At 54.4% G+C, this 18974-nt stretch carries 18 protein-coding genes; 1 reads left to right on the top strand and 17 read right to left on the bottom strand.

The window, feature by feature from the left end; genetic code table 11:
* The first annotated feature begins 225 nt into the window (after positions 1 to 225).
* A complete protein-coding gene (locus OB87_RS20940; protein ID WP_200884295.1) occupies positions 226 to 399 on the top strand; it encodes a hypothetical protein in 174 nt (57 codons plus the stop codon).
* A gap of 111 nt (positions 400 to 510) precedes the next feature.
* On the opposite strand, the gene OB87_RS13425 is transcribed toward OB87_RS20940, so the two are convergent.
* The 17 genes from OB87_RS13425 to OB87_RS13345 all read right to left on the bottom strand — a co-directional run bounded on the left by OB87_RS13425 (position 511) and on the right by OB87_RS13345 (position 18682).
* Positions 511 to 1065, bottom strand: a complete 555-nt coding sequence (locus OB87_RS13425; protein ID WP_033569935.1) for a flavodoxin family protein — start codon at positions 1063 to 1065, stop codon at positions 511 to 513.
* A 282-nt stretch (positions 1066 to 1347) separates the two neighbouring features.
* Positions 1348 to 2400 carry a glycosyltransferase family 2 protein gene (locus tag OB87_RS13420; RefSeq protein WP_033569934.1) on the bottom strand — a complete coding sequence of 351 codons (1053 nt, stop codon included), beginning with the start codon at positions 2398 to 2400 and terminating at the stop codon, positions 1348 to 1350.
* Between the two features lie 114 nt (positions 2401 to 2514).
* Entirely contained in the window at positions 2515 to 2910 is a 396-nt protein-coding gene (locus OB87_RS13415) for an acyl-CoA thioesterase (protein WP_033569938.1), read from the bottom strand.
* Between the two features lie 64 nt (positions 2911 to 2974).
* Positions 2975 to 3733, bottom strand: coding sequence for a molybdopterin-synthase adenylyltransferase MoeB (gene moeB / locus OB87_RS13410; protein WP_033569933.1), 759 nt, complete (start codon positions 3731 to 3733; stop codon positions 2975 to 2977).
* Positions 3733 to 4968, bottom strand: coding sequence for a molybdopterin molybdotransferase MoeA (gene moeA, locus OB87_RS13405; protein WP_033569932.1), 1236 nt, complete (start codon positions 4966 to 4968; stop codon positions 3733 to 3735). The genes moeB and moeA overlap by 1 nt, the downstream gene beginning before the upstream one ends.
* A gap of 219 nt (positions 4969 to 5187) precedes the next feature.
* Positions 5188 to 6885 carry an NAD-dependent malic enzyme gene (locus OB87_RS13400; RefSeq protein WP_033569931.1) on the bottom strand — a complete coding sequence of 566 codons (1698 nt, stop codon included), beginning with the start codon at positions 6883 to 6885 and terminating at the stop codon, positions 5188 to 5190.
* A gap of 281 nt (positions 6886 to 7166) precedes the next feature.
* Complete coding sequence (cdd, locus tag OB87_RS13395) at positions 7167 to 8054, bottom strand: cytidine deaminase (RefSeq protein ID WP_033569930.1); 888 nt, start codon at positions 8052 to 8054, stop codon at positions 7167 to 7169.
* Between the two features lie 195 nt (positions 8055 to 8249).
* Positions 8250 to 8945, bottom strand: a complete 696-nt coding sequence (locus OB87_RS13390) for a CidB/LrgB family autolysis modulator (RefSeq protein ID WP_033569929.1) — start codon at positions 8943 to 8945, stop codon at positions 8250 to 8252.
* A complete protein-coding gene (locus OB87_RS13385) occupies positions 8945 to 9355 on the bottom strand; it encodes a CidA/LrgA family protein (protein WP_033569928.1) in 411 nt (136 codons plus the stop codon). Before OB87_RS13385 ends, OB87_RS13390 begins: the two co-directional genes overlap by 1 nt.
* A gap of 145 nt (positions 9356 to 9500) precedes the next feature.
* The gene (locus OB87_RS13380; protein ID WP_033569927.1) at positions 9501 to 11465 is read right to left on the bottom strand and encodes a glycoside hydrolase family 3 protein; all 1965 of its coding nucleotides are present in this window, start codon (positions 11463 to 11465) and stop codon (positions 9501 to 9503) included.
* Between the two features lie 250 nt (positions 11466 to 11715).
* Positions 11716 to 12201, bottom strand: coding sequence for a hypothetical protein (locus OB87_RS13375; protein ID WP_033569926.1), 486 nt, complete (start codon positions 12199 to 12201; stop codon positions 11716 to 11718).
* A 199-nt stretch (positions 12202 to 12400) separates the two neighbouring features.
* Entirely contained in the window at positions 12401 to 13180 is a 780-nt protein-coding gene (locus tag OB87_RS13370) for a helix-turn-helix domain-containing protein (protein ID WP_033569925.1), read from the bottom strand.
* A gap of 29 nt (positions 13181 to 13209) precedes the next feature.
* Entirely contained in the window at positions 13210 to 14577 is a 1368-nt protein-coding gene (locus tag OB87_RS13365) for an MFS transporter (protein ID WP_033569924.1), read from the bottom strand.
* Entirely contained in the window at positions 14574 to 15500 is a 927-nt protein-coding gene (locus OB87_RS13360; RefSeq protein ID WP_033569923.1) for a hypothetical protein, read from the bottom strand. Before OB87_RS13360 ends, OB87_RS13365 begins: the two co-directional genes overlap by 4 nt.
* A gap of 49 nt (positions 15501 to 15549) precedes the next feature.
* Positions 15550 to 16455, bottom strand: a complete 906-nt coding sequence (locus OB87_RS13355; protein ID WP_050515720.1) for a TauD/TfdA family dioxygenase — start codon at positions 16453 to 16455, stop codon at positions 15550 to 15552.
* On the bottom strand, positions 16452 to 18014 hold the full coding sequence (locus OB87_RS13350; RefSeq protein ID WP_033569922.1) for an AMP-binding protein: 1563 nt from the start codon (positions 18012 to 18014) through the stop codon (positions 16452 to 16454). Before OB87_RS13350 ends, OB87_RS13355 begins: the two co-directional genes overlap by 4 nt.
* Complete coding sequence (locus OB87_RS13345) at positions 18011 to 18682, bottom strand: thermostable hemolysin (protein WP_033569921.1); 672 nt, start codon at positions 18680 to 18682, stop codon at positions 18011 to 18013. Before OB87_RS13345 ends, OB87_RS13350 begins: the two co-directional genes overlap by 4 nt.
* Positions 18683 to 18974 lie beyond the last annotated feature (292 nt).

Here is an 18974-nt window from a genome sequence, read left to right as displayed (position 1 = left end):
TCGATTTATTCAACAAAGCCGATGGGAATGAGTGGTTTACATGGAACGGTAGTACATTTATTTCTATTGGCACATTAACTATTGACCGTAACGGGGCAGATAAATTAAATACACCAAGGTGTGTCAGCATCAGTACTGAATGCTCTGACTAATACGCAATGGGCACTGTTATATGCGAATACACAGGGGGTGCTTGATAATATTGCTTTTGCGTTTGGTTTATCTGTGCCTAATGGTGTTACTGATGATGCAAAGGTAGACCAGATTGTGCTGTCAGCGGTGTCTTCAGCCTGGAAAAAGCAAACCGAAGCCGAAGTGGAAATCCGCTGGTATCCGGATAAAGTGACGTTTAAAACCGTGACGGCAGGTAACTACAAGCTGGCCTATCAACAGCCATAGTCTCTGAACGATACGCCTAACCAGACAAGCGGGCTGATATCCTCAGTCCGCTTTGTTGCCTATAAACAGCACACATGCCCGGCAATCCGGGCATGTCATTAAAAAACGGCATTAACCGTGCAGGCGACGGGTAATCTCAGCAACGCGCGCGCCGTACAGTTTGGCGGTTTCCAGATCGCCTGCCGGGATGGCATCGGCACCGGCGTCGGACGGCGACTGAATCAGCGCACCGGCGGAACCACCGAGGTTGTTGGCGTCGTTACGGGTGGACGCCAGCGCGTTAGCTGGCAACTGACCCAGGCTGACCCAGATGCCGCCGTGCTGTGCCGCCAGCGTCTGCAGATAAATCAGCGTCACTTGTTTGTCGCCGTTCAGGCTGGCGCTGTTAACGAAGCCGCCAAACACCTTGTCCTGCCAGCCGCGGGTAAACCAGACTTTGGAGCTGGCGTCGGCGAATTTCTTGAACTGCCAGGGAGCGTTGCCCATGTAGGTCGGCGCGCCGAAGATAATGCCGTCTGCGGCGTTCAGTGTTTCCCAGTCCGCGTCGGTGATGTCACCGTTGCTGTCGATAGCGATCAGGCTGGCTTTAGCGCTTTCCGCAACCTGTTCAGCGATAAATTTGGTGTGGCCGTAGCCAGAATAGTAGACAACTGCAATCTTGCTCATAGCATTTCCTCAAGTATGGCCAGATAAAAACAGAACTTAAAAACGATAAGCTCCGCTCAGATATGAGTAACATATTATCGCGTCAGATTTACATAAACAACGAATTACCTGAAAGTGCCTAGGTTACTTCGCGGTAACCCTATAACAGTAATATGACTAGGGAGATGACTCGAATACAGCGATGTTGTGTCGTTTTGAAATAAATGATGAAGAATATGAATCAATGATTCAGGTATACACGCCGCCGCTGAAAAAATATCAGAGGCGGCGTATCATATTGCCTCAATGAACCAGACGTTGTATACCATCACGTGCCAGTGCGTAATTGCCGCACTTTTGATAAAACTCCAGCGCCTTCTGCTTCATGCCGACACATTCCAAAATTACACCAACATTATAATTGGCTTTATAAGAATTGACGCCTTCTTTATTTCCTGCTGGCATTTTTGTGCAGTGGATAAACAAATCAACCGCATTTTGCAGTTGGCCATTATTCATCAGAATCAGTGCTTTTAAAAACATAAAATCAGTGGATGAAAAATGGGATTCATAGTGAATAATATCCATAGCTGCCGCGTAGTCGCCCTGATTGATCAGCGCATAACCATAGGTTTCTACCAGGTCTTCGGTATATTCGTACATAAAATTGGTTTCAAAACGTAGTGCCTGTCGGAAATAATCAATTGCAGAGGTATAGTCCCGCTTCAGGTAATAACTTTTCCCCAATTGAAACAGTAAGTAAGGATCGTCAGTCTGTGTTTCAAGTGCCTGTTTCAGCAGGGTGATATTTCGTGCGATTTTGTCGGTTTCTTGCAGTATTTCTTGTTTATATCCCACATGATTCAGGCGTATCGGGGCGATAAATGCGGGGGCCGGTGACGTGTTGATTTCCCGTGGCGTAACCTGCTCATGAATAATGCCGCTGTAATGATAACGATCTTTACGAAATAACCGATTGATCGATTCCCGAACGGTTGTGGTATCGCCCCCTTCATCCAGATAATTGATGCGCTCCACGCGGCCGATCGCCTGCGGGTGTGCTTTGATCAGTGCGTATAACGCATCGATATCAATCGATTCGATTTCCTCATCGGCATCGATCACCAGCACCCAATCGTGACGAGCATAATCCAGCGATGCATTACGCGCGGCGGAAAAGTCGGCAACCCATGCGAAATCATGGATATTGGTTGTGAATTGGCTGGCGATGGCCTTGGAGTTATCGGTGGAACCGGTATCGACAATCACGATATCGTCAAAATGGGCGGCGATGGATGCCAGCGTGCCAGCAAGATGCCTGGCCTCGTTTTTGATTATCATGCAGACGGAAATCATTATTTTTACCCGCCGGGAAAAGTGTGATGATGCCAGGGCGACCAGAGGAACCCGTTGACGAAATGGGTGTGCACCCGTGTTATTTTGTGCGTTGGCAATGAAAGTGACCGACTATCAGAATAACGGAATCGGGCGTCCTTCGTCATTCACCGCGACAAAATTGAACTGGCCAGTAATCACTTTGGTGCGGCCTTCGGCGTACATTTGCTCCAGATACACCGATACATCCACCGTCAGGCTGGTGCGCCCGACCCGGCTCACCTGCCCGACCAGCTCCACAATGGTGCCCGATGGGATAGGGGTAGTGAAGTTGATTTTTTCGGTGGAGACGGTGACCAGTGGTTTATGGCAGAAACGGGTGGCGGTAATAAACGAAATTTCGTCCATCCACGCCAGCGCCGTGCCGCCAAATAGCGTTGAATGATGGTTGATCGTGGTGGGGAAAACCACTTTAGCGACCCGGGTGATGGAATGCTGAATGCGCTCTTCAACAGTTAAGGATTGCGTCATGATACGGCGACCTTGTGGATAACCAGAGCGCATCATCTTACATCAATTTCACCCCCGGCGGGGTTTAGCTTGTTTGCCCGCAGATGTCGCAGTCCGGATTTTTCGGCAATCGCATCTCACGAAATTGCATCGTCATGGCGTCAAACAACAGCAGTTTACCGGCCAGCGGCTGCCCATAGTGGGCCAGCAGTTTGATGGTTTCCAGTGCCTGCAATGAGCCGATTACACCAACCAGTGGTGCCATGACGCCTGCTTCGACGCAGGTTAACGCGCTGTCGCCAAACAGACGGCTGAGGCAGCGGTAACAAGGCTCCTGCGGCTGATAGGTAAAGACGCTGATTTGCCCCTCCATACGAATCGCTGCACCGGACACCAGCGGCGTTTTTTGCATAAAGCAGAGGCGGTTGAGCCGATCGCGAATCGACACATTGTCGGTGCAATCCACCACCACATCGTGTTGCATCACCTGCGCCAGCAGCGCGTCATCGTCCAGATGGTCCTGAACTGGCGTGATATGACAATGCGGATTGATGCTCTGCAAAGTCAGCCGGGCGGACTCCACCTTCGGCATACCGATACGATCGTCGCGGTGTAACACCTGGCGTTGCAGGTTAGATAACGACACGGTATCAAAATCCAGCAGGGTCAGATGACCGACTCCTGCTGAAGCCAGGTACTGCGCGGCGGCGCAGCCCAGCCCACCTAACCCGACGATCAATACCCGTGAGGCCTTCAGGCGCTCCTGTGCATCAAAATCAAATCCACGCAGGACGATTTGCCGGTTATAGCGCAAGGTTTCTTCATCAGTCAGTTCAGGCAACATCAGTAGTGACTCTGCAACAAGGCGTTAAACGGTTCGACGTCCACCCATTCGCCCGCGTCCACCCGGCCACGCTCGGCTTCCAGCACGATGAAGCAGTTGCCCTGGCTAAATGAGCTAAACACATGGGACCCCTGGTGGCCGGTGGTATGCACTTCCAGATCGCCTTCGGCGGTACGGGTCAATAGGCCGCGCTGGAAGTCCAGTCGACCGGGCGATTTTTTCAACGCAGTCGCCGTCTTAACCCTAACACGCGTCGGTAATGACCAACCGGTATGACCGGACAGCCGTGCCAGCAGCGGTTGCACCAGTTGATAAAAGGTGACGGCGGCGGACACCGGGTTGCCCGGTAGCCCGCAGAACCAGGCGTGGCTCAGCTTGCCGAAAGCAAACGGCTTGCCGGGTTTGATCGCCAGCTTCCAGAAGCGAATATCGCCCAACGTTTCCAGCATCTGTTTGGTGTAGTCCGCTTCACCCACCGACACGCCACCGCTGCTGATCACCACGTCAGCTGCCTGATCTGCTTGCTGGAATACCTGACGTAGCGCCGCCGGGTCGTCACGCACGATACCGAGGTCGACGACCTCATAGCCCAGTTGTTCCAACATCAGGCGCACGGTGAAGCGGTTGGTGTCGTAAATCTGTCCGGCCTGTAACGGCTCACCGACTGGCTGTAATTCGTCGCCGGTGGAAAACAACGCCACTCGCAGGCGGCGCACCACCTCGACGGTAGCAATGCCAAGGGACGCCAGTAATGGCAGTTCGGCCGCACCCAGTCGGGTGCCCACTGGCAGTACCGGCGCCTGACGGCGGATATCCTCACCGGTACGGCGGATGTTCTGGCCTGTCTTAACCGCACGGGTGAAATGGACCCGGCCGTCGGCATCACTTTCCGTGTCTTCCTGCATCACCACCGCGTCGGCACCAACGGGAATCGGTGCGCCAGTCATGATACGGATGCAACTGCCTGCGGGCCAGTTGGCCTCGAAGGGGGCACCCGCAAAGGCTTTCCCCGCCACCGGCAATGGCTGGCCGGTCAGTTCATGACAACGCACGGCATAGCCATCCATCGCAGAATTATCGAATGGGGGCACGTCGAGGGGGGAGTGTACCGCTGTCGCGGTGATGCGACCGGCAGCCTGATAAATCGAAACTGTCTCTGTGGCGGTGAGGGGGGAAACTTGCGCCAGCATGGTTTGCAGCGCCTGTTCCAGAGAGAGTAAACCTGAAGTATCCATGACAGCTCCACAGTTCTTTTCGCCAGAATGCTGGGCGGGCAGAACAGGTATCGTATTGAAAACAGGTAGCGTGATGTATTTATAGGTTGCCATTATGGCAGAAATCACCGGGTGGGAGAATCCGGTGTGTCGACGGCGCGGGGGATAAAAAAACGCGGCCGGGGCCGCGTCTGAATGAAACGACGACCGCGCGAACGTCAGCGCGATCGGAAAGCGCTATCAGAAAGAGGTGCGCTTGTAGGTACGGTATTGCGGTTGCCAGAAGTTGTGGGCAATCGCTTTCACCAGCGCGTCTTCGGATGTCACTTCCGCAACGCCTTGCAATTGAGCCGCTTTAGCAACTTCCAGCGCAATGTGCTTGGAGACTTCCTGAATGGTGCTGACTTCCGGCAACAGCGGACCTTCTCCCTGGCTTGCCAGCGGCGAGCAGTCGGCCAGCGCGCGGCTGGAGGCCATCAACATGCCGTCAGTGATGCGCTTGGCACCACAAGCCAGTACACCCAGACCGATGCCGGGGAAAATGTAGGAGTTGTTGCACTGGGCGATCGGATAAATCTTGTCCTTGTGCTGTACCGGGGCGAACGGGCTGCCGGTGGCTACCAGCGCCGCGCCGTCGGTCCAACGGATGATGTCTTCCGGACGCGCTTCTACGCGGGAGGTCGGGTTGGACAGCGGCATCACGATCGGACGGGCGCAGTGGCTGTGCATTTCACGGATGATCTCCTCCGTAAACAGGCCAGGCTGGCCGGATACGCCGATCAGGATGGTCGGTTTACCGTTACGCATGACGTCCATCAATGAGATAGCGTCGCTGGCGATGTCCCATTTAGCCAGGTTTTCACTTTTCTGCACCAGTTTGCTCTGGAAGTCGAGCAGGTTCGGCAGCTTGTCGGTCAACAGGCCAAAGCGGTCCACCATGAATACACGGGCGCGAGCTTCTTCATCGCTCAGGCCTTCGGATTTCATCTGGGCGATGATCTGCTCAGCGATACCACAACCAGCGGAACCAGCACCCAGGAAGGCTACGGTCTGGTCGCGCAGCTGGCTACCGGCTGCACGGCTGGCGGCGATCAGGCTGCCCAGCGCGACGGCGGCGGTGCCCTGAATGTCGTCGTTGAAGCTACAGATTTCGTCGCGGTAGCGGTTCAGCAGCGGCATGGCGTTGTTCTGGGCGAAGTCTTCAAATTGCAGCAGCACGTTCGGCCAGCGGCGTTTTACTGCCTGAATGAATTCGTTTACGAACTCATAGTATTCGTCACCGGTAATACGCGGGTGACGCCAGCCCATGTACAGCGGGTCGTTGAGCAACTGCGGGTTGTTGGTGCCGACATCCAGTACCACCGGCAGGGTGTAAGCCGGGCTGATGCCGCCGCAGGCGGTGTACAGCGACAGTTTACCGATAGGAATACCCATACCGCCGATGCCCTGGTCGCCCAGGCCGAGGATACGCTCGCCGTCGGTCACCACGATGACTTTTACGTTTTGTTTGGTGGCGTTTTGCAGCATATCGTCGATATGCTCGCGGTTGGGGTAGGAGATAAACAGGCCGCGGGCACGACGGTAAATGTCGGAGAAATGCTCACAGGCGGCACCCACCGTCGGCGTATAAATGATCGGCATCATTTCGCTCAGGTGGTTTTCCAGCAAGCGGTAGAACAGGGTTTCGTTGGTGTCCTGAATGTTACGCAGGTACACGTGCTTTTCCATGTCGTTTTTGAATTCCTGATACTGCCGCCAGGCGCGCTCTGCCTGCTCTTCAATGGTTTCCACCGCTTCAGGCAGCAGACCGTGCAGGTTGAACTGGGCGCGCTCCGCCTCGGTAAAGGCACTGCCTTTGTTCAGTAGGGGAAATTCGAGCAGGATAGGACCGGCGTAAGGGATATAAAGCGGACGTTTACTTTCGTATTCCAATTCCATGACTTTCGACTCTTTGGGTAGCGGAAATCGGTTCGAAGAACCAACGAAGCGATAGGATAACGTGGATCTTAAAGTACCCCAAAAATATGTACAGGGATTGTTAATTAAAATAATTACAGATGACTTGCATATGAAAAATATGTGGAGAAAGTCACATATTGTCGCGCTTCTGCTGGAAAAAGAGGGGCATGAGGAGGCTGGTCTTACTCACACGGTGTGAACCCTCAACCACCAACTCTGGGCTGCGCCGCCATACGGAATGTTATCGCGGCGCATCAGGGTTAGTGCGCCAACTTGCGGCATACATCGGTGCAGCCGAATGACGCCAGCAACGGCTGGGCCAGACTCCACTGGCTGAGTGTCACATGGCTGGATTCCACCAGCACTGCCCGCTGAATATCGCTGAGTGCCTCACCAGCCAGATTGACCAGATTCAACGCTGCCTGCAATGGCGGCAGGCTGGGGTTAAAGGCGGCGTTTTCCGCATAACGCCCGGTGTAACGGCGACCGCGCCGGGTTTCCAGCGCGATGCCGCTGAATGCTTTACTGTACGGAGCATGGCTCCGATTAGCGGCCGATAAGGCCAGTTGGCACAATGCATCATCCGTCGTCAGCGCTAATCCGTTATCGATGTCATCCATCAACAGGGTCGTGATGGCTAAATCTCGTGGGCCAAATGCATCCGGCAAGTAGTGGCTGAGTTGTGCAGGCAAGCGGCCCGGTAGACAAATGCGCAATGCAGGCGCGCTGTTGAGTTCATTCATGAACTGGCGGCAGTGTCCGCAGGGGGTATAGTTCACGGTTACGGCCCGTAGCGCAGGCTCATTACGCATCCAGGCGTGGCTGACAGCACTTTGCTCGGCGTGGACGGTCTGTTGCAGCGGCAGGCCGTCGAACTCCATATTGGCACCCCAGTAGAAGGCACCGCTGACACCCTGTGCTATCGCGCCGACATGAAAGTCGGATACGGGGGTTAACGCACAGGCGGCGGCCAGCGGGAGCAGTTCAAAAGCCAGACTGTCGGCGTCGAGCTGGCACTGGGCGCAAATTCTGCTGACATCATCGGCAGTCAGCATGGCGGCAAAATCATCACGTGCCAGTATCGGTGCCAGCGCGGCTTGCAGCGCCGCAGGCAGTTGCGTGAAAGCGTCGTGGAAGCGTGCTTGCATGATGGTTTCTCTTTCCCGGTTTTCAGAGCGTGTTAACCAGAGTCTGGTCAGACACGCAGCAATGTTTTGTGATTATTATCACTTTTTATATGAAATACATGAAAAAGAAATCACAAATGCGAGATTTATCTCAAGTTTATCGACGCAAACCCGGTTGGTATTGCGGAGGTGGCTATGAACCACCGTCTGGCAGCGTTAACCCATCAGGCGCACGATCACCGGAAATAGAAACGGGGCGATCAGCGAGGTGATGATGCCGCAAATCACCAGCGCCAGCGAACTGAAGGCGCCTTCCTGAAAGTCCACTTCCGCGCAGCGGGCGGTGCCCAGCGCGTGCGAGGCGGTGCCCATCGCCAGCCCGCGGGCGGATTTGGCATGGATTTTCAGCCGGTTGAACAGCGTGTGGCCGAGCACGGCACCGACGATGCCAACGAAAATCACGCACATGGCGCTGATGGCCGGAATGCCGCCGATGGAACTGGCGACCGCCATGGCGATCGGCGTGGTGACCGACTTCGGCAACACCGAGGCGGCGATTTCCCGCGAAGCGCCCAGCCACAGAGCGATGACGGTGCCGGAAATAATGGCGGTCACGCTGCCGATAAAACAGACGCTGATGATGGATTTCCAGCGTGCGCGGATTTGATGTAGCTGTTCATACAGCGGAAACGCCAGCGCCACCACCGCCGGTTGCAACAGGCTGTTGAGGATGGCGCTGCCGCTGAAATAGTGGTTGTAAGGGATATCCAGCACCAGCAGCAGCGGAATGATCACCAGCATCGACACCAGCAACGGGTTCAGCAACGGCATTTTTAGCGTCATCGCCACCTTGCGGGCACCAAAGAACACCGCCAGCGTCAGCGGCAGCGACCACCACAAATAATTCAGCATTATTCTTCTCCCTTCGTTTCTGCGCTGTTCCGGCTGCCAGTCTGCCGGTCGCCGTGCATCATCTGGGTGCTGTAACCGACGACGATCATCACCACGAAGGTACTGACCAGACAGGAGACAACAATCGGGCCGAACTGGTCGCGTAGCACACTATAGTAGTTCATCACCCCGACCCCGATGGGCACAAACAGCAGCGCCATGTAGCGAATCAGCAGATGACAACCGGGTTTGACCCAGTTGGGCGGCAGAATCTGCGACGCCAGCAGCGCGAACAGCACCAGCATACCGAGGATGCTGCCGGGAATGGTGATAGGAAGTAACGCGGATATCGCATTGCCGACGAACAGGCACAGATAAATCAATGCGAAAGCGCGTAAATACTGCCAGCAAAGCGTGATGGTATTACGCATAAGGAGAAATCCTGATTAACCGTGGAAGTGATGATAACGCTAATATTGTCAGTGTGCTACGAATCACAAAACACGGCGTGGCGTTTGCCCAGGACGATGCGCGATAGCGGGAATGGTTGCCCCGGACGAACCGGGGCAACGAAGGTTAGTGCGGCAGGCCGTAGCCGAACGGGAATAACGGCTTATTGCTGTCGTAGGGTAAGTCGGGTTGCTGTTTCAGTACCGCCTGCATGGAAGAGGGGAGTTCGAAGGGCAGTTTCGCGGTGTAAGCCGCGCCGGAAACCAGCCGATTCAGCAGTACCGTGTCGCTGACGCCGAAGTTGGCGATCAACGCACGGGTTTTGTCCACGACGTTGGTGAGGATCGCCGGGCGCTCCATATAGACGGTGACCAGCGTCGGCACGTGGGCGCTGGCACGCACAATGGCCTGATAATCCGGGTTGTCGGCGCGAAACGCCAGTGACCCTTCATGGTGACGGCTGCCGAAAAAGAAGTTTTTGTGCGGCTGCTCGTATGGGGTATGAGTACGAATCAGCGCCACGTCCGCCTTTTCTGGCGCATCCACGACGATAAACCCTGCCGCCTGAGCGGCTTTCGCGTCAATGCCGTATAGCCAGATTCGGCTACCTGTACGCAGCGGCAGGAGATTGTTGTTTTGCAATAAAACCAGCGCTCGTGCCTGGGTATCGTCCGCCAGTTGCTGCCAATCCGTTCTGCCAACGATATCGTTAGCCTGCACGGCATTGACGTAAGGGCGCTCGAATAACCCGGTCTGGAATTTCTGCTTCAGGATACGGTTGACCGAGGTATCCAGCCGGGCTTCGCTCAGCAGGCCGTCCTGTACTGCTTTCACCAGCAGGGCTGAGTCGGTTACGCCACCAAACTGATCAACCCCAGCGTTAACCGCCTTGATGAAACGCTCGGCGGGCGTCAGATCCTCCACCCCCCACGGCATACCGCGTGGCACCGGTTTTTCACCGGGTTTGACACCGGTCAGACAGTCCCCTTTGCAGTCGTTGGTGATCAGCCAATCGCTGAGGATCACGCCATCAAAACCGTACTGGCCGCGCAGCAGGTCGGTGAGCAGGAAACGGTTGAAACCAGCGCCGACCTGCTCGATCGGTTTGCCGTGCCAACGGGCGTTTCTCAAAATGGAATAGGTGGGCATGATACCCGCAGCGTGGGCTTCAAACGCGCCGGTAAACGGGTCGATATGCCATTGCAGGTTATTTTGACGGAACAGCGCGTACTTGCCATAGGCGTTGTGGCTGTCCCAGCCGTCCTGCGCTGCGCCATAGCCGACCCAGTGTTTCACTACGGAAATTACGCTCTGGCTGTTAAGTCCGCTGTTGCCGTTCTGCATTCCGGTGACATAACCGCGCACCATCTTTTTGGTCAACTCGGGGTCTTCACCGAAGGTGCCGTCAATACGCGGCCAGCGTGGCTCGGTAGACAGGTCGGCCTGGGGAGACAGCGCTTCGGTGATGCCGACCGCGCGATATTCCTGGCGCACGATGTCGGCAAAGTGGCGCACCCGCTCCTCGTCGCCGATAGCGGCCAGACCGAGGGTTTCCGGCCATTTGCTGAATTTACCGACCGACACGCTAACGCCGACCAGTGACTGGAATGAGTTGCGCGGGTCGGTACTGATGGTGGCGGGGATGCCCAGCCGGGTGGCTTCCGCCAGTTGTTGTAGTTTGTTGTTTTCTTCCGCCATCTGGGCCGGGTTGTCGCCGGAAAGCCGGGTAATAAAGCTGTTGACGTAGCGTTCGGCGATCATGACGTTGGCCGCCGTGAGATCGTACTGGGCACCGGCTCCGGTCACACTGCCAGCGGTGGGGGCGGAACCGTGCATCATTACCCCGGCTTTTTCCGCCAGCGTCATGCGAGACACCAGGTCTGCTGCACGTTGAGCTGGCGGCAAGCGCCAGTCTTCATAGGGATTGAGTTTACCGTCGCGGTTGAGATCTTTGAATTTCAGGCCGTCAGCCGTGATCAGGGGGGCTGTACGGGTATCGAGCACGGCCTGTTGTACCGCACTTGCCAGAGGGGAAAACAGTAAAGGTAGCGCGATGAGAAGCGCCTTTTGTCGTATCGCACTTTTTTCCATGTGTAGAATTCTCGTTATTTGGAGGGGCGGCAGCCGCAGACAATAACCATGCACGCCTCATCGCCTATAAAGCGATGGTGCTCTGCCAGAGAGGTAGTTCGATCCAACACTAGTGCAGCCTTAACGCGGCCTTCAAGTCAGCAGGACAAAATTCTGGATAGAGTTCAAAGAAATAGTGATTAAGATGAACAGCCACCCGGTTGGGTGGCGTCGTGATGATGACGGCTAGATGAAATGAGTTCGGCGGGGTTTAGCGGATAAATTGGGTGAGGCTAAGCAGGCTTGCCGTTAACTGATTATGTAATAGCATGACCAGCAGAATCAGGCTGGTTGAGCCCATTTGGGTTAATACCGCCCGGTGTAACCGGGTGGTGTGCTGTTGCCAGCCCGAGGCACCGGGCGTGGTGGTGTCGAGTGCGGTGGTGGCTGGGTCACGCCACTTTTTTTCCGCGATAGAGTCGATGACAAACAGCGCAACGCTCAGGACAAACCACAACTGGAATAAGCGATGCCAGTCTTCCATCCACAGCATGACTGCACCACTGATCATCAGCAGCCAGCCTGCAATATTGTAAAATCTGTCGGTAATCGTTAATCCGCTCAGCAGCAGTTGCTTTTCGGTGTTTTGCTGACAGGATTGCAACCGCCATGAAAGCCAGGGAGCAAACAGTAACGGGCCGGTAGCGGCCACGGCAGCCAGGGCATGTATCAATTTCATCAGATTATATTCCAGCATCGTGATTTCCTTTTTTATCGTGAATCGTGGAGTGCTTACGGTAGCGCAGCACGCTTCAGTCATGAATGTTCGATAGGGTCACGGTATCGAATGAAAGCGACAATCTGTTCGACGGCAAACCGCAGGGGGCATCGGTGCCTCTGCGGGGCAGAACACCGACAGTTTATGGCACGTAAGCGCCGTGCTCCCAATGGTGAAATCAGACGGCAGGGGGGTTTTGTTTGTTGAGGTGTCGGCGTGCGTGGCTGGGGCTACTGTCTGTCATGCGACGGAACCAATGACCAAAGGAATCGCTGGATGAAAACCCTAACTGGATAGCCAGTTCATCATTGGATTTGTTGTCAGCCAGCCCACGCCAGGCTTCTGATAGCAACAACCGGTTATGCCATTCAGTGAATCGCAGACCGGTGTGCCGTACAAATAGCCTGGCTAGTGTGCGTTCGGTTGCGCCGACGAGTTTTCCCCATTCAGAGAGACTACGGCGTAGTGCCGGTGTGGCGATAAGGCAGTCGGTGATCTTTTTCAGCCGGTGATCGCCAGGTAATGGCAGGGAGAGGTTGCTGGTAGGCATTTCATCAATTTCTTCGAACAGCAGTTGCAGGATGCGGGCACGACGTTCATCGCTCAGTGCTACGTGCGGAAACGCCAGACGTTCGCACAATCCGACGATAAACGCGGACGCATCCAGCAGCTTGATGTCATCGGACGGGCAAGGGCACAGATGCGCTGCGACATACAGTACCGTTAAGTCAACCCGGTGCAAGGCGTGTCCCCAATGTACGACGTTCGGCGGGATCCACACCGCCATGCCGGGTTTGATCAGCCAGTTTCGAAATGCCGTATGACCGTACAAAATTCCCTGACGCACCAGAACAAACTGTCCTTGGGTGTGCTGGTGCGGCACATTTTCAGACAAGGAAACCGAATCGAGGAGACGTTCTGTAAAAAAAGCATCGTGCCGGTGGTTCAACTCGTCCATTATGCGTCCATCAGTGTTACCCGTTATTATCAGGTTTTTTGATAGTAATTGGGGATAAGGAAACAAAAAATTACGCCTACCAGCATACTTCCCCCTAATAACGCGAAACAAGTCTGATATGTATTTCCTGATTGAATATGTTGTTGCAACGTAGCCAGCAGATTGACACCGACCGCTGCGCCAATATTGCGTAAAAACTGAATGGTTGACGTCCAGGCACCAAGACGTTCAGGCGGTGCGCTATTTTGCGCCAATACCAGCGTCGTAGTCGCGGTAAACCCCATACCTAATCCAATCATGACCAGCGCCAGCGCTATCACCAGCTTGCTATTGAGCGTCAGTGCGGCATTCATCACCATGCAGCCGATGGTCAGCAAAGCCATACCCGCGGCCGCCATTGTGCGATACCCGCGCCTGGCGAGCAGATTGCCGCATACGGCTGACCCCACAACCCATCCCAGTGCGGCTAACATGATGAGTAACCCGCCCGATAGCAGCGTGCCACCAGACTGACTGAGTGCCATGGGAAGCAGCGTGACGGCGGCATAGAGCCCGGCGCTGGAGAGCATGACTAAAACAATCACGGAGAACAGCGCGCCATGACGGAAAAACTCGACAGGAATCGGACTGCTGAGCGGTTGTTTGTAGAGGCGAAAGATCAAGAGCGCCGCGCTAATCAGCAGCAGAATGACCGGCGCGAATCGGGGCACCACTAACGACGATGTGCCAGTCATCAGCCACATCAGGATGCTGGCGAGCACAATGAGCGACAGTTGCGCCACCATATCGAGGCTAACCGCGTGCTGTCGCTTGCCTACCGCCGGTGTAAACATGAGCAGCAGCAAGGCCCCCAGCCCTACCGGTATGTTAAACCAAAAGATAGACCGCCACCCGAACCAGTGTGTCAACACGCTGCCGCACAGTGGGCCAATAATTGCGGCAAGTCCCCAGACGGCACTGAGCATACCTTGCATTTTGCCTCGCTGACTGGCGTCAAACAGGCTGGCGAGTAGTGCGTAGGTCAATACAATCAGGCCGCCTGCGCTGCATCCTTGCAGCACGCGTGCCGCGATGAGCCACATCATGGTCGGGCTGATGGCCGCCAGAACCGAAGCGGCCAGAAAAACGATCAGGCAGGTTTTCAGCGTGATGGAGACGCCGAGGCGATCGGCACAGGCACCGGCCAGTGGAGCAATCAGCGCCACGGGCAGTAAGAAGCCGGACATAATCCAGGGCCAGAGTTCAGCGTTGCCCAATTCATCGCGCATGGCAGGCAGTGCGGTACTAACAATGGTGCTATCCACAGCGGCAAGAAAAAGGGTGGCGATAATCGCCACCACACCTAAACGTGTTTTAGGTTGCGGCATGGCTGCCGCATTCAAAGCGTGTTCTTTCATGCGAAAGGACTCCAGCTATGTATATGAGAAGATTTGGAGAAATTGGCGACTAATGCTTGTGTCTGGTCATCCATGTGATCGTCCACTTTGCGGATCATCTCGCCGGACTGCACGATCTCCCGAAAGCGCAGCGTCATGGCCAACTGAGTCTCGGCGGCATCATTTCCTTCGGTGTAATCGATATCGAACGCTGATTTCACCGTCTCGGCCGATGCTTTAGCCAACTCGGTATTCAAGCGTTCTGTTTCGGTGACCAACTGGTGCATTCGGGTGCGCTGTTTGGTCGTGAAGCTTGGGATCAGGTGGTCGAAAATGGCGTGATCACACTGAATATGTCGCGCTTCATCCAGCCCATGAAAGTGCAGCAGCCGGGTCAGGAAGCCATGTTGCATAGGGTCCAGTACTTTCAGACGGCGTTCGAACACGGTAATGACAGTTTCGCCGACATAGGCCGTAGCACACAGCGCCGCCAGTTTGATCAGCGGGTCGTCGTTATCGCTATAGAGCGCAATACGCTGCTGGTGCAGGTTATTGCTCAGCTTGATGTCCCGGCCGGAAAGATGGCGTACATATTGATAAAAGCTATTGGCATGGTTGACCTCTTCTGACGCAAAACACGACAACGCATGATAAAGACCATCACCTGCCAGTACGGTGGGAGCATCCGATTGCAGCTCGCACAAAATGCGTGTCATCACCGTGGATACATGCATCTCGATTTCTGCTAATTGCGATAGCTCCTTGTACAGATAAGCAACGGCTTTTTCCTGTTGTTCATGTTGCCCAACCAGCGCCCACGACAGAAAGGCTAACTCGTTGTCGGTGGCCGCTTCTTCCCAGGGCATCCGGTTAGGATGCAGGTTGTTGAGATGAGCGTATCGGTTGATCGATTTGAAAGCATCCATGACGTTTTCTGTACGCATCAGTTCCCTTACTCCTTAATAATGAGGTGGTTGTGGCTATGCAATGTCGTTAGATATAAGACAGCGCATTGAAGATGGTTCTGTCTTTGTCTTCGATACGACGGCGGCCGTGCATGACACGCGTGTTGTCAATCAGCACGATATCGCCTTGTTGCCAGCCGACATCAACCGTCAGGCTTTCGCACAGGTCATCCATTGCTGCCAGCAGCGTATCGGGAATAGGGTTACCGTCGGCAAAGGTAATAACCGGTACTTCATAGTTATTCGATGGCCCGAAAATACTGTTGGCGAAGTTATGCATTTCCGTTGAATTAAGGCGGCTGCCGATAATGGCAGGTGTCTGGAATGAATAACGGATAGCGCCATCATCAAGCTCGTCAATCTGTATCCCGGCATCGCCTTGCGCTACGGAGTACAGGTGTTCCAGCGTGATGTCGTCAATCGCGGTTGGTGCACCCGGCTGACCGCCCAGCGCGTGCAATGCATAGGTTTTCCACTTTTTCTCATCTACGCGTCGTGAATAGACAATATCCTGAGACAGGAACGCGGCACGCTGTGCTTCGGTCATTTTTTCATAGACGGCTTTCCCATCGCAGACGGTGGTTTGTGAGCCTTGCAGCGGTGCTTTCTGGCAATAAAACCAGCATAAATCCGGCCAGAAAGGACTATTGCCGTTTTCACAATGCAGGCCGACCTTGTCATAACCGGCATCGACTTTTTGCGCGGTGTCGCCGTCAAAGCTGCGGGCCGGGTCCAGGCTGATACGGCTGCTGGTGCTGCGCACGCGCTCGGAGAAATCCGCGATACTGTGACGAAAACCTCGCAGGATCACATAGCCGTGAGTACGGAGTTGTTTAAGTAAATAGTCTGATGTCAGCGCGGTAACATCGCCTTCGTCCTGTGAAGCAATAATCAACCCTGCGTGGGGGGTGTGAGCCATTTCCTTGATATTCATTCGACATTAGCCTCATTGAGTGTAAGAAAGTCAGCTACGGCATTACGGCGTGGCCGACCGGTAACGGTGAACAGCTGTTCCATGATGTCTGGGTGGTGAGGGAGCAATATCGGATTACTGATCTGCTCCAGTTCATTCAAATGCTGGCGCGCATAGTCCTGAATGGCGTGACGGATGGTGTCCGCTTTACTGATGTCATTGACGATAAAAATGCCGCCAAGAAATTGCTGTTTGTCGCCAAAAACAATCGCGGCCAGGACGCCAGGCACCGAGCGATAAGCGGTTTCCAGCCATTCCGGGGAGATATTTCTGCCATTGGCCGTGATGATCATGGTTTTCTTGCGACCAATGATGGAGATAAATCCGTCATCATCCTGTCTGGCAATGTCGCCGGTATGCAGCCAACCGTCGTCATCAACATGGCAACTGCTGGGGTCTTCGCCCGCGTATCCGGCAAATAATGACGAACTGCGCAGGCAGAGTTCACCGTCTTCGCTCAGGCGGACGTCGACATGCGCCAGCGGTTGACCAACGGTGCCGATGCGATGGGCGTCACGGCTGTTCCAGCAGGCAACCGAGCTGTTCTCACTCAGGCCGTAACCCTCGTAAACCGGGATGCCGAGCTGGTTTAGACCATGCAGAATGTCGCTGTCCACGGGGGCACCACCGACTGCCAGCAACGGCAGATGGTCATGACCAAAGAGGGCCTGTAACCGGTGTTCCTGTGTACAACCCCAGGCTTTTTCGGCCAGGGCTTCTACCAGAGCCGGGGTCATCGTCATTGCGGTTGGCCGGGCTGAGGCGATGAGCGATAAGCGGTCCGCCGCCTGTACACCAGGGCTGCCTAATGGAGGTAATGTCACCGGGGGTAACACAATGGCACCGCCGGAGGTTAATGGCATATAAATGGCCGTGACCTGCTCAATTAACAGACTCAGCGGTACAAGGCATAAATAACGGTGATAATCACCTTGAGCAGCGCGCTGCCATAACGCCTCAACCAGTGCGTCCAGCCCATGACGGCGAATTTGTACCCCTTTGGGATGGCTGGTTGTGCCAGAGGTGTGGATGACTTTGATGATCGTATCCTGTGTTGCATCAGGCGATTCTCCGGCATGGGCCGACAAGCCCGGCAGATGGGATAACGAAATCGGAATTAATGTGGCATCCAGTGATAGCCCGCGTTGACGCCACACATCCAGTTGCTGCTGGCCGACGGTATCCATCAGGATGACATCGCAATCGCGTAGCAACCAGGCGGCTTGTTCGGCTGAAAAGGCCAAGGGTACGGGTACTTCTACTCGGTTGGCATACAGCAGGGCTAAATCTGCCACCACCCATTCCGCGCTGTTTCCCATAATCAGGCCGACCGGTTTGGGTGGTGTGCTGCCAGGTTGTGCGGCTTCTCGGGCGAGAATGTCTGCTGCCAGTGTGCGGACATCGTGCAGCAGGGCTGCATAACTGTAGTGCGTTTCTCCGCCAGCGCTCTGCAACTGGATAATGGCCGGAGCCTCTGGTGTGTGTTCGGCCTGCTCGATAATGCGGTTTAAAATATTCATGCCGCCACCTGCGATTCCCGAATCATGTTAGTAAAATCCGCCATCATCAGACGGCCTGAGAAGTGTTCAAACAGGTGGCCGCATTGGGAAAGGCGAATGACACCGGTCTGGGGCGACTGATCGTAATAACTCCCCCAGATTTGCCGCTCCTGTTCTGACAGCGACAGCGGAGAAGCCTCTGTGATCGGCTGAAAGGGGATGTGGTAATAATCCAGTAGTTTTCTTAACCGCCGGGTGGAGGTACACAAAATAGCTGTCGCTCCCATGAACCAGGAAAGAATCGGTAGAGTGCGAATAAGGTCGGCAGACGCATTCGGGTTATCGGAGGCCAATGCACCGATTTCAACCAGTTGATGGCGATATATCGGCTGGGTTGTATTCTGGTTTATCAATGACTCCAGTGAGTCTGGTAAATAACGCTCAGAAAATAATTTCTCATGCTGTGCGGCAAAAGTAATTCCAGCACTGGCGACGATTTTTTTATCGCTGGCATTCCGACTGCAAATAATGATATCGGGTGAAGGGGAAATGGTCGCTTTATACGTTTTTAGATAAATATCAGCGATGTATTTCTTGACCTCTGTCGCCGCTTCATCGTTGGGGTAAATAATATCGAGTTGTGTATCAGGACCGCAAACATCCATGTTTTTGTGGATCAGACGAGTCATATTGATCCCCTCCTTAAAGGGTATGTAAGGCACAAGTAAGGTTATATCTTGCGGAGGTTGTGTATGGCAGGAATAGTAGAGGAGTTAGCGCCGGTGAAGAATGACTATTCAGGACAGGATGTCGAGTAGAACAGACAGAAATATGACGAAACCGTAAAGAGAGATAACAAAGTTTGTGTCTTTTTTATTACGGAAAAACATCCGTATTCTTTGTGTGTTAATTAATAACCTGGTGGGATTTTTGTGGTGATAAATATTTAAGATATATGAAAACGAGGGTGTAATTAAAATT

This window comes from Dickeya undicola (assembly GCF_000784735.1).
Classification (GTDB): domain Bacteria; phylum Pseudomonadota; class Gammaproteobacteria; order Enterobacterales; family Enterobacteriaceae; genus Dickeya; species Dickeya undicola.
The sequence above is the reverse complement of the archived record's forward strand: the minus strand, read 5'-3'. Positions and strand labels throughout refer to the sequence as shown.

Excerpts from the sequence above, each read along its gene's own strand:
- OB87_RS13425 (WP_033569935.1), bottom strand. The coding sequence starts at position 1,065 with ATGAGCAAGATTGCAGTTGTCTACTATTCTGGCTACGGCCACACCAAA.
- OB87_RS13420 (WP_033569934.1), bottom strand. The coding sequence starts at position 2,400 with ATGATTTCCGTCTGCATGATAATCAAAAACGAGGCCAGGCATCTTGCT.
- OB87_RS13415 (WP_033569938.1), bottom strand. The coding sequence starts at position 2,910 with ATGACGCAATCCTTAACTGTTGAAGAGCGCATTCAGCATTCCATCACC.
- moeB (WP_033569933.1), bottom strand. The coding sequence starts at position 3,733 with ATGTTGCCTGAACTGACTGATGAAGAAACCTTGCGCTATAACCGGCAA.
- moeA (WP_033569932.1), bottom strand. The coding sequence starts at position 4,968 with ATGGATACTTCAGGTTTACTCTCTCTGGAACAGGCGCTGCAAACCATG.
- OB87_RS13400 (WP_033569931.1), bottom strand. The coding sequence starts at position 6,885 with ATGGAATTGGAATACGAAAGTAAACGTCCGCTTTATATCCCTTACGCC.
- cdd (WP_033569930.1), bottom strand. The coding sequence starts at position 8,054 with ATGCAAGCACGCTTCCACGACGCTTTCACGCAACTGCCTGCGGCGCTG.
- OB87_RS13390 (WP_033569929.1), bottom strand. The coding sequence starts at position 8,945 with ATGCTGAATTATTTGTGGTGGTCGCTGCCGCTGACGCTGGCGGTGTTC.
- OB87_RS13385 (WP_033569928.1), bottom strand. The coding sequence starts at position 9,355 with ATGCGTAATACCATCACGCTTTGCTGGCAGTATTTACGCGCTTTCGCA.
- OB87_RS13380 (WP_033569927.1), bottom strand. The coding sequence starts at position 11,465 with ATGGAAAAAAGTGCGATACGACAAAAGGCGCTTCTCATCGCGCTACCT.
- OB87_RS13375 (WP_033569926.1), bottom strand. The coding sequence starts at position 12,201 with ATGCTGGAATATAATCTGATGAAATTGATACATGCCCTGGCTGCCGTG.
- OB87_RS13370 (WP_033569925.1), bottom strand. The coding sequence starts at position 13,180 with ATGGACGAGTTGAACCACCGGCACGATGCTTTTTTTACAGAACGTCTC.
- OB87_RS13365 (WP_033569924.1), bottom strand. The coding sequence starts at position 14,577 with ATGAAAGAACACGCTTTGAATGCGGCAGCCATGCCGCAACCTAAAACA.
- OB87_RS13360 (WP_033569923.1), bottom strand. The coding sequence starts at position 15,500 with ATGCGTACAGAAAACGTCATGGATGCTTTCAAATCGATCAACCGATAC.
- OB87_RS13355 (WP_050515720.1), bottom strand. The coding sequence starts at position 16,455 with ATGAATATCAAGGAAATGGCTCACACCCCCCACGCAGGGTTGATTATT.
- OB87_RS13350 (WP_033569922.1), bottom strand. The coding sequence starts at position 18,014 with ATGAATATTTTAAACCGCATTATCGAGCAGGCCGAACACACACCAGAG.
- OB87_RS13345 (WP_033569921.1), bottom strand. The coding sequence starts at position 18,682 with ATGACTCGTCTGATCCACAAAAACATGGATGTTTGCGGTCCTGATACA.